The organism is Streptomyces chilikensis, from assembly GCF_001642695.1.
Classification (GTDB): domain Bacteria; phylum Actinomycetota; class Actinomycetes; order Streptomycetales; family Streptomycetaceae; genus Streptomyces; species Streptomyces chilikensis.
In genome coordinates, this window is sequence record NZ_LWCC02000101.1 from 1 (window position 1) to 13342 (window position 13342).

At 73.9% G+C, this 13342-nt stretch carries 10 protein-coding genes and 1 pseudogene; 8 read left to right on the forward strand and 3 right to left on the reverse strand.

The window, feature by feature from the left end:
• A partial coding sequence (locus tag A2U95_RS24450; RefSeq protein WP_166026819.1) for an alpha/beta fold hydrolase occupies window positions 1-1331 on the reverse strand: 1331 nt, incomplete at its 3' end.
• A gap of 250 nt (window positions 1332-1581) precedes the next feature.
• Window positions 1582-2010 (reverse strand): hypothetical protein, encoded by a 429-nt coding sequence (locus A2U95_RS24455; RefSeq protein WP_166026821.1) that lies wholly within the window; start codon window positions 2008-2010, stop codon window positions 1582-1584.
• Between the two features lie 374 nt (window positions 2011-2384).
• Between A2U95_RS24455 and A2U95_RS24460 the strand changes: the two genes are divergently transcribed.
• Window positions 2385-3095 carry a hypothetical protein gene (locus A2U95_RS24460; protein WP_166026823.1) on the forward strand — a complete coding sequence of 237 codons (711 nt, stop codon included), beginning with the start codon at window positions 2385-2387 and terminating at the stop codon, window positions 3093-3095.
• A gap of 78 nt (window positions 3096-3173) precedes the next feature.
• Window positions 3174-3524, forward strand: a pseudogene (locus A2U95_RS33830) (hypothetical protein); the annotation flags it as partial.
• 116 nt (window positions 3525-3640) lie between these two features.
• Here the strand turns inward: A2U95_RS33830 and A2U95_RS24465 are convergent.
• Window positions 3641-4678, reverse strand: coding sequence for an Rv2578c family radical SAM protein (locus A2U95_RS24465; protein WP_166026825.1), 1038 nt, complete (start codon window positions 4676-4678; stop codon window positions 3641-3643).
• A gap of 176 nt (window positions 4679-4854) precedes the next feature.
• On the opposite strand from A2U95_RS24465, the gene A2U95_RS24470 reads away from it, so the two are divergent.
• From A2U95_RS24470 to A2U95_RS24495, 6 genes are all read left to right on the forward strand, one after another.
• Window positions 4855-5295, forward strand: coding sequence for an SRPBCC family protein (locus A2U95_RS24470; protein ID WP_166026827.1), 441 nt, complete (start codon window positions 4855-4857; stop codon window positions 5293-5295).
• 180 nt (window positions 5296-5475) lie between these two features.
• Window positions 5476-7968: an MFS transporter gene (locus A2U95_RS24475; RefSeq protein WP_420857048.1), complete on the forward strand. Its 2493-nt coding sequence runs from the start codon at window positions 5476-5478 to the stop codon at window positions 7966-7968.
• 144 nt (window positions 7969-8112) lie between these two features.
• Complete coding sequence (locus A2U95_RS24480) at window positions 8113-8946, forward strand: M55 family metallopeptidase (protein ID WP_166026829.1); 834 nt, start codon at window positions 8113-8115, stop codon at window positions 8944-8946.
• The gene (locus A2U95_RS24485) at window positions 8939-10261 is read left to right on the forward strand and encodes a M20/M25/M40 family metallo-hydrolase (protein WP_166026831.1); all 1323 of its coding nucleotides are present in this window, start codon (window positions 8939-8941) and stop codon (window positions 10259-10261) included. The genes A2U95_RS24480 and A2U95_RS24485 overlap by 8 nt, the downstream gene beginning before the upstream one ends.
• A gap of 5 nt (window positions 10262-10266) precedes the next feature.
• Window positions 10267-12270 carry an LpqB family beta-propeller domain-containing protein gene (locus tag A2U95_RS24490; RefSeq protein ID WP_166026833.1) on the forward strand — a complete coding sequence of 668 codons (2004 nt, stop codon included), beginning with the start codon at window positions 10267-10269 and terminating at the stop codon, window positions 12268-12270.
• Complete coding sequence (locus tag A2U95_RS24495) at window positions 12258-13181, forward strand: S66 peptidase family protein (protein ID WP_166026835.1); 924 nt, start codon at window positions 12258-12260, stop codon at window positions 13179-13181. Before A2U95_RS24490 ends, A2U95_RS24495 begins: the two co-directional genes overlap by 13 nt.
• Window positions 13182-13342: the final 161 nt, after the last annotated feature.

Consider the following 13342-nt stretch of genomic DNA (forward strand, 5'->3'; position numbering starts at 1 on the left):
CGGTGCGTCCTCACCGCGCCGGCGTACGGCGTCGCCGCGTCACCCGTCGCCTGGAGGATCAGCACCGGAGACACCTTGTCGTTGGCGACGTCCACCGGCCGCCGCAGCCCCTCCACCGGCCAGGACGCGCACGGGGCGTTGTACCAGGCGTTGCTCCAGGTCATGAAGCGCGCCTTCTCGTGCACCGCCCAGTTGTCGGCCCGCCACCTGCCCCAGTCGCGGGGCCAGGCGGCGTCCCGGCACATCACCGCCGTGTAGACGCTGTACCCGTTCTCCCCGGCGGCGTCCACCGCGCCGACGGCCCGGTAGGCCTCGACCAGCGGAGCGGTCCGCCCCTTCACCGCGTAGGCGGAGAACACCCGGCCCAGCAGCGGCCAGTAGGCGTTCTGGTAACCCCCGGGGAGGAAGAGGTCCTCCAGCTCGGCCGGCCCGACCACGCCTCCGGCCGGGTTCTCGGCGACCGCGGCGCGCATCGCGTACCACCGGGCCTCGACCCGCGCCGGGTCCGTGCCCAGGCCGTAGACCTCGTCGTGCCGGGCGACCCAGGTCATGAAGGCGCGGTGCCGCTCCTCGAAGGCGATGTCCTGCTGGAGGTTGTTCTCGTACCAGACCCCCGTGGGATCGACCACCGAGTCCAGCACCATCCGCCGCACCCGGCCGGGGTGGAGCTTGGCGTAGACCGCGCCCAGATAGGTGCCGTAGGAGTAGCCGAAGTAGTTGATCTTCTGGGCGCCGAGCGCGCGCCGGACGACGTCCAGGTCCTTCGCCGCGCTCACCGTGTCGATGTACGGCAGGAGGTCGCCGTGCTTCCTGCCGCACGCGGCCGCGAAGGCGCGGGCCCGCCGGAGGTTGGCCTCCTCCAGGGCGGGTGTGGCCGGCACCGGGTCCGGGCGGACCGGGTCGGAGTGGCCCGGCAGGCAGTTGAGGGCGGGGCGTGACCTCCCGACGCCGCGCGGGTCGAAGCCGACGACGTCGTAGCGCGCGGCCACGGCCCTGGGGAGCGAGGAGGCGACGAAGCCGGCGAGGGCCACCCCGCTGCCGCCGGGGCCGCCCGGGTTCACCAGCAGGGGGCCGAGCGACTTCTTCGCGGTGTGCGGGACGCGGGCGAGCGCGATGCCGATCTTCCGGCCGCCGGGGTCGGCGTGGTTCAGCGGCACCTCGACGGTGGCGCACTGGAGCGTCGGGGTCTCCTTGGTGGCGCACTTCCTCCACGCGGGTGCGGCGGCGCCCTGCGGGGCGGGTCCCGGCGCCGCCTGGGCGGGAGGCACGGTGGTGAGGGCCGAGGCCAGTGCGACGGCGGTGCCGCAGAGGGCGGCGGCGCGTTTGTTCATCCGGTCTCCCCGGGGTCGGCGGACCGTGCCTGCCACGGTCCAGGGCGCATCGTGCCGCCGATCGGGGGAGGAAGAACGCGTTTCGGGCGAAGTTGACCCCTTCGGGTCGCGCGGGAGCCGCCGGGCGGGGCACGGGGAAGCCCGCCCGCCGTGCCGGCCTCCGGCCTGCCCGCGGTGGTGCGGGACCAGGTGGTGCGGAACCGCATGCGGGAACAGCCCGGCGAACCGGAGCCGGAACCGCCGCCCGGCGCTACGGTCGCGGAACCAACGGCATCCTGACCAGCGTTCCGCCCCGGTTGAGCAGCAGTTCCGGGGCCTCGTCCTCGTGGAACCGGACCTGCCCGACCACTCCCTCGGTCCTGGCGTGGTACACCAGTCGTTCCACGAGGGAGTCGAGCTCGGGCAGAAGTTCGGCGTGCAGCTCCTGGCGTGCCGTCAGTGCCCAGCCGTCCCCCTCGCGGAGCAGCTCGCCGGTCTGCACCCCGCCGATGCGCCGGGCCGGACCGCGGCCGGACAGCAGGGGAGTCAGGTCGCCTGCCCGTCCCTCCGCGTCCGTGTCCTCGTCCACGTCGTTCTCCGCCTCCTGGGCGCCGAGGTGGAAGCGCAGGTCGTCGAGCACGGCGGTCGGCACGGAGGGCGCGAGGTCGAGCGCCAGGTCCACGGCATAGACGTCACTCATGGAATGTGAGCCTATTGCTGCCCACGTCCTTGTCGAAAAGGTCTGGAACCAGGCGGAGTTGTGATGCGTCGGTGAGTGTTGTCGCGGAGCCGGTGCCGTACTCGCGGGCCGTCTCGTGGACCCGATGGGTGATCCGCCGCCGGCACCAGGTCGGCCCGTAGGCGCCGCCCGTACAGGCCCGCACGGACATACAGTCCGTGCGGGCCTCGACCGACGGGGCTCCGGGCCCGGACGTCGAAAACCGCCTTCCGACCGGAAGCCTGGATCAGACCTCGGGACCCGTTTGAGCCCTGGCCACGACCTGCCCGGGACGGATGGCCCGGGGGCACTGTCCGGCCCAAGGCGGCAAGCCCCACCGAGCACAGGAGCACGGAGTGTCGGACAGCACGGGACCATGGGAGCCGAGTGCCCGGGTCGCCGCCCTGCTCTTCACCGATTTCGACGGGGGCACCGCCGGCCCCGACGACGTCATCGCCGATGCGCTCGACGGCGGCTACCGCGAGCGCTCGGAGGGACTGCACAACGTCCTGCGGGATCCGGGTGAGGACCCGGTCGGACGTTTCCTGGCGTGCGTGGCACTCACGCGTTGGGCGGACCCCGCCGGATACGAGGAGGTCGTCCGGTCCGCCGGTGCCCCGGCGGCCGTGGCGTGGCGTGGCGCTTCCTGCGACCGGTTGCACGGCCAGGACGACAGCTTCGGTGTACTCGCGGACGCCGTGGGGGACAGCGCCGACATGGTCGAGGAGCGCGGCACCGCCGCCGAACGGTTGCGCGCCGCCGATGCCCTGCTGTCCGTCGCGGACCGCGTGCAGTTCGACCGGCACATCAGTTCGCTGATGCGTCAGGACGTCGTCGCGTCCTGCCTGGCCACCATGAGGACGGCCGTCGACCGTGGCATCGCACGGCTCGGCGGTGAACGCGTTCCCCATGATCTCGGTCTGCAGTTGGCGCTCATGACCGCGGCAGCTCACTCCGTGGATGACGGGTGGTCACGGAACGCGGCTCACCGACTCGTCGAGGCGAAGCCCGGTGAGCGTGCCCTACGAGAGCTGAGCGACGTGATGCCGGACCTCCGGGAGACCTGACAGGAACACCCGTGGCTGCGGCCGCCACGTGTCGTCGGATCGCCTTGTTCCGCACCTCCGGCGCGGAGTTCGACGAGGATGCGTACCCGTGGATCGACACCCCGCGGAGTTACCGGCGGCCGCGCCGCGCGGGCGTGGGCGACAGGCCGGTGGCCGCGGCAGGACGCGTTGCCGCGGAAACGTGGAGACCGCCGTTCAGGACCTGCTGCTGACGGTCCTTTCCCGGCCGGCCGAGCTGTTCCACCGCCACCCGCGCCAGGACGCGGCGGAGTCCGCAGGGCTTTGGAGGGGAGTCCGCGGCTCCACGAGGAGTACGGGGCCGCGGACGAGGACCGCGCCCTCGGCGGCGAGGGCCTGGTGGCCCTGGGCCCGCTCACCACGGCACGCCTCGCGCACGACGCCGACATGCCGCTCGACGTCACCTCCGAGTACCGGCCCGACGTCCCGGTCAAGGCCGGGTTCGACACCTGGTCCGTGTCGCACCGCCAGGCTCACGCAGCCGACCCCGACCCCGACCCCGACCCCGACCCAGGCCCTGGCCCCGGTCACAGGAACGAGAGCTGGACCGGGTCCTCGGCCGGCGAGGGTGACGGCGGCGGTGCGGCCGGCCGGACGCGGCGGCGGGCCGCGCCGTCCTCGGGGCCGATGCCGTACTCGCGGGCCAGCTCGTGCACCTGGCGGGTGACCTGCCGCTGGTACCAGGTCGGCGCGTAGGCCCCGCCCGCGTACATCCGCTCGTACCGGGCGACCAGTTCGGGATGGTGCTCGGCCAGCCAGGCCATGTACCACTCGCGCGCGCCCGGCCGCAGGTGCAGGACCAGCGGGGTCACCGAGCTGGCGCCGGCCTCCGCGATCGCCCGCACCGTGGCGCGCAGCTGTTCGGGCCGGTCGCCGAGGAACGGGACGACGGGGGCCATCAGCACGCCGCACTCGATGCCGTGGGCGGCGAGGGCGCGCACGACGTCCAGGCGGCGCTCCGGCGCGGGCGTCCCGGGCTCCACGGTGCGCCACAGGTCGCGGTCGACGAAGCCGACGGAGACGCTGACGCCCACCTCGGTCACCTCGGCCGCCTGCTCCAGGAGTTCGATGTCGCGCAGGATCAGCGTGCCCTTGGTGAGGACGGAGAACGGGTTGGCGTGGTCGCGGAGCGCGGCGATGATCCCCGGCATCAGGCGGTAGCGGCCCTCGGCCCGCTGGTAGCAGTCCACGTTGGTGCCCATCGCGATGTGCTCGCCGCGCCAGCTCCGCGAGGCGAGCTTGGCGCGCAGCAGCTCCGGGGCGTTCACCTTCACCACGATCTGCGAGTCGAAGTCCAGGCCGGTGTCGAGGTCCAGGTAGCCGTGGGTCTTGCGGGCGAAGCAGTAGACGCAGGCGTGCGAGCAGCCGCGGTAGGGGTTGACCCTCCATTCGAACGGCATCCGGGAGGCGCCCGGCACCCGGTTGACGACGGAGCGCGCCCGGATCTCGTGGAAGGTGATGCCGCGGAATTCCGGGGTGTCGAAGGTGCGGGTGGTCACCGAGTCCGCTCCGAACAGGGCGGGGTCCGTCCGCCCGGACTCCGGCGTGAGGTTCTCCCAGCGCATCGCAGGCCTCGCTTGTCGGTCGTGTCGAACGGCGATAATAGAACAAGTGTTCCCTTGATCGTGCGAACGGCACCTCGAGGCGCCTCGTGACCGCCGTGGCCGCACGGATTTGGCGGGTGCGTGCCGGGGTGGTTTGCTGGCGCCGGATCAGCCGGACCCAAGAGCTGGAGGAAGCAATGGCGCAGGTGGAGGCCACGACCGAGCGGGTCGTCGCGGCGAACGCGCAGGAGGTGTACGCCGCCCTGGCGGACTACGAGGGCACGCGGGCCAGGCTGCTGCCCGAGCAGTTCAGCGAGTACGAGGTGCGCGAGGGCGGCAAGGGCGCGGGCACCCTGGTGCACTGGAAGCTCCAGGCGACCAAGAAGCGCGTGCGGGACTGCCTGCTGGAGGTGAGCGAGCCGTCCGCCGGGGAGCTCTCCGAGAAGGACCGCAACTCCTCCATGGTCACCACCTGGCGGGTCACCCCGGCCGGTGAGGGGAGGTCCCGGGTCGTCGTCACCACCGTCTGGAACGGCGCCGGCGGGATCGGCGGCTTCTTCGAGAAGACCTTCGCGCCCAAGGGCCTCGCCCGGATCTACGACGCCGTGCTGGCGCGGCTGGCCTCCGAGGTGGAGTGACCGCGCCTTCGCGCGCCCCCGCGCCCGCGCGCGGCGGCCCGGCCGGAACGCCCCCGGCCGGGCCGGAGGTCAACGCCCCGTTGCCGCAACCCTGTTGGTCTCACCGTTTCGAGTGACTTGCGTAACCGGAATCCTTTGCTGCCGTTCGCCTGGTGAGGTGTGACGAACGGGAGGGCGCAAGTGGGCGTGACGGGCGGGACCGCTCTGCCGCGGGACGAGGCCGGGCTGCGGGACCAAGCCGGGGCGCCGGCGCCGGACGGTGAGGACACCCTCCCGCTCCCCGCGGTGCGGGACCCCGCCGGGACGGCCCCGCGGCTGACCCCGCGCGGCGTCCGGCTGGTCTTCACGGGGATGATGCTCGCGCTGCTGCTGGCGGCGCTGGAGCAGATGATCGTCGCCACCGCCCTGCCGAGGATCGTCGGCGACCTCCAGGGCATGGACAAGATGTCCTGGGCGATCACGGCCTACCTGCTGACGTCCACCGTGGTGCTGCCGGTCTACGGCAAGCTGGGCGACCTCTTCGGCCGCAAGGGCGTCTTCCTCTTCGCGATCGTCGTCTTCGTCGTGGGATCCGCGGCCTGCGGGCGGGCGGAGACGATGGACCAGCTGATCGCCTTCCGCGCGGTGCAGGGGATCGGCGCGGGCGGCCTGATGATCGGCGTGCAGGCGATCATCGCGGACATCGTGCCCTCCCGCGAGCGCGGCCGCTACATGGGCCTGATCGGCGCCTCGTTCGGCCTGGCCTCGGTCGCCGGGCCGCTGCTCGGCGGGTACTTCACCGACCACCACTCGTGGCGCTGGTGCTTCTACTTCAACGTCCCGTTCGGCCTGGTCACCCTGATCGTGGTGGCCGCCGTGCTCAAGCTGCCCAAGCCCGCCGTCCGGCCCCGGCTGGACGTCCTCGGCACCGTGCTGCTCGCCACCGCCTCGACCTGCCTGGTGCTGCTGACGAGTTGGGGCGGCACCGAGTACGCCTGGGACTCCCGGGAGATCCTCGGCCTCGCCGCGGGCGCCGTCGTCTCCTCCGCGCTCTTCGTGGTCGCCGAGCGCTTCGCGGCCGAACCCCTCATCCCGCTGCGGCTGTTCCGGGACTCCGTCTTCAACGTCACCGCCCTGGTCGGCCTGGTGGTCGGCGTCGCGCTGTTCGGCGCGGCCAGTTACCTCCCCAGCTACCTGCAGATGGTCGACGGGGCCACCGCCACCGAGTCCGGCCTGCTGATGCTGCCCATGATGGGCGGCGTGGTCGGCGCCTCCATCGTGTCCGGGCAGCTCATCAGCCGCACCGGCCGCTACCGCGCCCACCCGATCCTCGGCGGCGCGCTCTCCGCCGTCGGCATGTGGCTGCTGTCCCTGCTGGACACCGGCACCGGGCGGGTCACCTACAGCGTCTGGATGTTCGTCCTGGGCGCGGGCATCGGCCTGGTGATGCCGGTCCTGGTGCTCGCCGTGCAGAACTCGGTCCGTCCCTCCGACCTGGGCACCGCCACCAGCGCCAACAACTACTTCCGGCAGATCGGCGGCAGCGTCGGCGCCGCCGTCTTCGGCACCCTGTTCGCCGACCGGTTCACCGACGCCCTCGCCGAGCGGCTGCCGGGCCTGCCCGGCGGCGTGGCCGCCGCACCGCACACCGAGTCCGTGAGCCCGGAGATGGTCCACGCGCTGCCCGCGCCGCAGCGCGACGCGTACATCGCCGCCTACGCGGAGGCCATGCCGCGGATCTTCCTGTACCTGGTGCCGGTCCTCGTGCTCGGCCTGATCATCGCCTTCTTCCTCAAGGAGAAACCGCTGGTGTCCCACAACACCCCCGCCGCCGACGAGTCCCGGCCCGCGGCCGCCGCCGCTGCCTACGCGGCCCCCGCGCCGCTCACCGTGGAGGTGACCGCCTCGGTGCCGGGCGCCCGGGCGCCCTACGGCGGCGGCATCGCCGTCTGCGGCGCGGTCCGGCACGCCGACGGGACCGTGGTGCCGCGCGCCGCGCTCACCCTGATCGACGGCGCCGGGCAGCAGGTCGGGCGCGGCGCCAGCGGCGAGGACGGGCGGTACGCCCTGGCCACCCCCGGCTCCGGCTCGTACGTGCTGATCGCCGCCGCGGGAGGCCACCAGCCGCAGGCCGTGCAGGTCACCGTGGGGGAGCGGCCGGTCGAGATGGACGTGGTCCTCGGCGGCGCCGGACGCCTCGCCGGGACCGTCACCACCGCCGACGGCACCCCGGTCCGGGACGCCACCGTCACCCTCACCAACGTCCACGGCGAGGTGGTCTCCGCCTCCCGCAGCGGCTACGACGGCGGCTACGTGATCAGCGACCTGGTGGCCGGCGAGTACACCCTGGCCGCCAGCGCGCACGCCTACCGGCCCACCGCCCTGCCGGTCACCGTGCAGGCCTCCCGCGAGACCCGGCAGGACATCGAGCTCGCGGGCGGCGCCGTCCTGCGCGGCGTGGTGCGCGGCGGCGGCGGGCGGCCCGTCGAGGAGGCCCGGGTCACCCTGCTGGACGCGGCCGGGAACGTGGTCGACACCCTCACCACCGGCTCCGACGGCACCTTCCGCTTCGTGGACCTCTCCTCCGGCGAGTACACGGTGATCGCCGCCGGGTATCCGCCGGTCGCCACCGTGCTCCAGGTGGCGGGCGGCGGCCGCACCGAGCGCGACCTGCAGCTCGGCCACCAGGACTGAGACCCGGGCCGAGGACGCCGGGGCGGGCGGCACCCCCGTCCGCCCCGGCGCCACAGGTCCGGACCGGTGGAAGATCACCCCGCGGCCGACCCGGTCTACACTCACGCCCCAAGCGTGCGTGCGGCCGGGAGAACGGAGCGACGGGTGAAGATCCTCATCAGCGCCGACATGGAGGGCGCCACCGGCGTCACCTGGCCGGCCGACGTGCTGCCGGGCACACCCCAGTGGGAACGCTGCCGGTCGATGTTCACCTCGGACGTGCAGGCGGCCGCCCTCGGCTTCTTCGACGGCGGCGCCGACCGGGTGCTGGTCAACGAGGCGCACTGGACCATGCGCAACCTGCTCCTGGAACACCTCGACGAGCGCGTCGAGATGCTCACCGGCCGGCACAAGGCGCTCTCCATGGTCGAGGGCGTCCAGCACGGCGACGTCGACGGCATCGCCTTCGTCGGCTACCACGCAGGGGCCGGAATGGAGGGCGTCCTCGCCCACACCTACCTCGCCAACCAGCTCACCGGCGTCTGGCTGAACGACGTCCGGGCGAGCGAAGGCCTGCTCAACGCCCATGTGGTGGCCGAATACGGGGTACCGGTGATTCTGGTGACCGGCGACGACGTGGCGTGCGAGGACGCCCTCGGATACGCACCCGAGGCGCGGAAGGTCGCGGTGAAGGACCACGTCTCGCGCTACGCGGCGGTGTGCCGCACGCCTTCCCGCACCCACGGGGAGATCCGGGCCGCCGCCGGGGAGGCGGTGTCCCTGGCCGTCCGTCACGAGCCGGTGGCGGCGGGCCCGCACACCGTCGCCGTCGAGTTCGACGCGGAGCATCTGGCCGATGCCGCGACCGTCGTTCCGGGCGTGGGCCGTGTCGGAGAACGCAAGGTCGCCTACACCGAAGCGAACATGTACGACGCAATCCGCACCTTCAAGGCGGTCACCACGATCGTCTCGGCCGCGGTGGAGGAGACGTATGGCTGATCAGCAGGCTCTCGACGAGGTCGTGACCTTCGCGTCCGACCTGATCCGCATCGACACCACCAACCGGGGCGGCGGCGACTGCCGCGAACGCCCCGCCGCCGAGTACGCGGCGGCCAGGCTCGCCGAGGCCGGCCTGGAACCCACGCTCCTGGAGCGCACCGAGGGGCGCACCAACGTGGTCGCCCGTCTCGAGGGCACCGATCCCTCGGCGGACGCCCTCCTGGTCCACGGCCACCTCGACGTGGTGCCCGCGGAGGCGGACGAGTGGACCGTGCACCCGTTCTCCGGGGAGATCCGCGACGGCGTGCTCTGGGGCCGCGGCGCCGTGGACATGAAGAACATGGACGCGATGATCCTGTCCGTGGTCCGCGCCTGGGCCCGCGAGGGCGTGCGGCCGCGCCGCGACATCGTCATCGCCTTCACCGCCGACGAGGAGGACAGCGCCGTCGACGGCTCCGGGTTCCTCGCCGACCGGCACGCGGAACTCTTCGAGGGCTGCACCGAGGGCGTCAGCGAGTCCGGCGCCTACACCTTCCACGACGGCTCCGGCCGGCGGATCTACCCCATCGGCGCCGGCGAACGCGGCACCGGCTGGCTGCGGCTCACCGCGCGCGGACGCGCCGGCCACGGCTCCAAGGTCAACCGCTCCAACGCCGTCACCCGCCTCACCGCCGCGGTCACCCGCCTGGGCGAGCACAGCTGGCCGCTCCACCTCACCCCGACCGTCCGCGCCGCCCTCACCGAACTCGCCGCGCTCTACGGCATCGACGCCGCGCGGTACGACCTCGCCGACTCCGACCAGGTCGACGAACTCCTGGTGAAGATCGGCCCGGCCGCCGCCCTGGTCGAGCCGACCCTGCGCAACAGCACCAACCCGACCATGCTGGACGCCGGTTACAAGATCAACGTGATCCCCGGCGAGGCCGGCGCCCACGTCGACGGGCGCTTCCTGCCGGGCGGCGAACAGGACTTCGAGCGCACCCTCGACGAACTGACCGGCCCGGACGTCGACTGGGAGTACTACCACCGCGAAGGGGCGCTCCAGGCCCCCGTGGACTCCCCGACCTTCGCGAAACTGCGCGCCGCCGTCGAGGAGTTCGACCCCGAGGCGCACACCGTGCCGTACTGCATGTCGGGCGGCACCGACGCCAAGCAGTTCGCCAAGCTCGGCATCACCGGATACGGTTTCGCCCCCGTGTGGCTGCCCGAGGGCTTCGCCTACCAGGCGCTCTTCCACGGGGTGGACGAACGGGTTCCCGTCGAAGGCCTTCACTTCGGCGTCCGGGTGCTGGACCGTTTCCTGCGGACGGCCTGACAGAGATGGGGGACAAGGTGCGCGAACAGGCCTACGGGACGTGGCCCTCGCCGATCGGGGCGGCGCTCGCCGCCGCCCACGACGGAGCCCCGCAGTACCCGGGCTTCGTCGGCGACGAGGTCTGGTGGACCGAGCCGAGGCCCGCCGAGGGCGGCCGCCGCGCCCTGGTGCGCCGCCGTGCGGACGGCACGGAGGAGTCGGTGCTGCCCCCGCCGTGGAACGTGCGCAGCCGGGTGATGGAGTACGGCGGCCGGCCCTGGACCGGGACCGTCCGAGGCGGCCGGGCGGTCGTCGTCTTCGTGAACTTCACGGACCAGCGGCTCTACCGCCACGAGCCGGACAGCGGCGCCGAGCCGCAGCCGCTCACGCCGCTCTCCGCGGTCGGCGGCGGACTGCGCTGGGTCGAGCCCGAGGTGCGCCCCGGCCGGGACGGCCGGGACGAGGTCTGGTGCGTGCTGGAGGAGTTCACCGGAGACGGCCCCGGCGACCTGCGCCGCCTCCACGTGGCCGTGCCGCTCGACGGCAGCGCCGCCGAGGACCGCGCCGCCCTGCGCGAACTCTCCCGCGCCGGCCACCGGTTCGTCACCGGCGCGCGGATCTCGCCGGACGGGTCCCGGGCGGCCTGGCTGGCCTGGGACCACCCCCGGATGCCCTGGGACGGCACCGAACTCCTGGTCGCCGGCATCACGGCCGACGGCGTCCTCGGCACGCCGCGCACCCTGGCCGGCGGCGAGGACGAGTCCGTCGCCCAGGTGGAGTGGACCGCCGACGGCCGGCTCCTGTGGAGCAGCGACCGCGGCGGATGGTGGAACCTCTACCGGGACGGCGAGCCGGTCTGCCCCCGCGAGGAGGAGTTCGGCGGGCCGCTGTGGGCGCCGGGCAACCGCTGGTTCGCACCGCTGGACTGCGGACTGGTCGCCGTCCTGCACGGCCGGGGCGCGCAGGTGCTCGGCGTCCTCGACCCGGAGAGCTGCGAGCTGGTGGACGCCGCCGGCCCCTGGACGGACTTCGCCTCCACCCTGGCCGTGCACGGCGACCGGGTCGCCGCGGTCGGCGGCGCGCCCCGGCGGTCGTTCGAGGTCGTCGAACTGGACACCCGCCTGGGCAGCGCCCGGGTGATCGGCTCCGCCCACCGGGACGACGTGGACCCCGCCTACCTGCCCGAGCCCCGGGAACGGGTCTTCACCGCCGCCGACGGGCGGGAGGTGCACGCCCACGTGTACCCGCCCCGCCACCCGGAGGTCACCGGTCCCGAGGGCGAACGGCCGCCGTACGTGATCCGGGCGCACGGCGGACCCACCAGCCGGGTGCCCATGGTGCTCGACCTGGAGATCGCCTACTTCACCTCGCGCGGCATCGGCGTGGTCGAGGTCGAGTACGGCGGATCCACCGGCTACGGCCGCGAGTACCGCAACCGGCTGCGTGAGCAGTGGGGCGTCGTCGACGTCGAGGACTGCGCGGCCGTCGCGCTCGCCCTCGCCGAGGAGGGGACCGCCGACCGGAACCGGCTCGCGGTGCGCGGCGGCAGCGCGGGCGGCTGGACCGCCGCCGCCTCGCTGGCCTTCACCGACGTCTACGCGTGCGGCACCGTCATCTACCCGGTCCTGGACCTGACCGCCTTCGCCTCGGGGGAGACCCACGACTTCGAGTCCCGCTACCTGGAGTCGCTGGTCGGCCCGCTGGCCGAGGTGCCCGAGCGGTACCGGGAGCGCTCGCCCGGCGAGCACCCCGAGCGGATCGCGGCGCCGTTCCTGCTGCTGCAGGGCCTGGAGGACCCGGTCTGCCCGCCCGCGGCGACCGAGAGGTTCCTCGAACGGGTCCGCGCCGGCGGCGGGGTCCCGCACGCCTACCTCGCCTTCGAGGGCGAGGGCCACGGGTTCCGGCGCGCGGAGACCATGGTCCGGGCGCTGGAGGCGGAACTCTCGCTGTACGCCCAGGTGTTCGGTTTCGAGGCGCCGGGCGTTCCGGTGCTGGAACTGCGGACGCAGGGGGCGGCGTGCGGGAGCTGACCAGACCGGAGCGGCTGAGGCCCGGGGCCCGGGTGGCCGTCGTCGCGCCCAGCGGGCCGGTGCCGGAGGAACGGGTCGAGGCCGGCCTGGAGCTGCTGCGCGGCTGGGGGCTCGACCCGGTGGTGATGCCCCACGTGCTGGGACGCCATCCGGAGTTCGAGTACCTGGCCGCCTCCGACGCCGACCGCGCCGCCGACTTCCAGGCCGCCTGGTGCGACCCGTCCGTGGACGCGGTGATCTGCGCCCGCGGCGGCTACGGCGCGCAGCGGATGGCCGACCTCCTCGACTGGACCGCCCTGCGCGCGGCCGGGCCCAAGGTGTTCGTCGGGTTCAGCGACATCACCGCCCTGCACGAGGCGTTCGCGACCCGCATGGGCCTGGTCACCCTGCACGGGCCGATGGCCGGGGCGATCGACTTCCTGAAGAACGAGCACGCCCGCGAGCACCTGCGCGCCACCCTGTTCGAGCCGGAGTCGACGCGCGTGATCCAGGGCGGGGGCGCCGCCCTCGTCCCGGGACGGGCCGACGGCGTCACCCTGGGCGGCTGCGTCAGCCTGCTCGCCGCCGAGCTGGGCACCCCGCACGCGCGGGCGGGGGCGCGGGGCGGACTGCTGATGATCGAGGACATCGGGGAGGAGCGGTACCGGCTCGACCGCATCCTCACCCAGCTGCTGCGGGCCGGCTGGCTCGACGGGGTGGCCGGCGTCGTCCTCGGCTCCTGGCACAGGTGCGGCCCCTACGAAGAACTGCGGGCCATGTTCGCCGACCGGCTGGGCGGCCTGGGCGTGCCGGTCGCCGAGGAGTTCGGCTTCGGTCACGGGGAGGGAGCGCTGACGATCCCCTTCGGCGTCCGCGCCGAACTCGACACCGGGACGAGGACCCTGACCCTGGCCCGCCCGGCCCTGGCCTGACGCCTCCGCCCCACGGCGGAGCCGCCCGGCGGGCGGTGCCCTCCCCGTCGCCCTCGGCGGCCCGGCCAGGGTCTCCCCGGCGCCGGCCCGGCGTGTGGCGGGCGCCGCCGCACGCGCTCCCGCGCACGTTCCGGCCCGTGCCCCGCCGGCGGGGCACGTCC

Excerpts from the sequence above, each read along its gene's own strand:
- A2U95_RS24455 (WP_166026821.1), bottom strand. The coding sequence starts at position 2,010 with ATGAGTGACGTCTATGCCGTGGACCTGGCGCTCGACCTCGCGCCCTCC.
- A2U95_RS24465 (WP_166026825.1), bottom strand. The coding sequence starts at position 4,678 with ATGCGCTGGGAGAACCTCACGCCGGAGTCCGGGCGGACGGACCCCGCC.
- A2U95_RS24470 (WP_166026827.1), top strand. The coding sequence starts at position 4,855 with ATGGCGCAGGTGGAGGCCACGACCGAGCGGGTCGTCGCGGCGAACGCG.
- A2U95_RS24485 (WP_166026831.1), top strand. The coding sequence starts at position 8,939 with ATGGCTGATCAGCAGGCTCTCGACGAGGTCGTGACCTTCGCGTCCGAC.
- A2U95_RS24490 (WP_166026833.1), top strand. The coding sequence starts at position 10,267 with ATGGGGGACAAGGTGCGCGAACAGGCCTACGGGACGTGGCCCTCGCCG.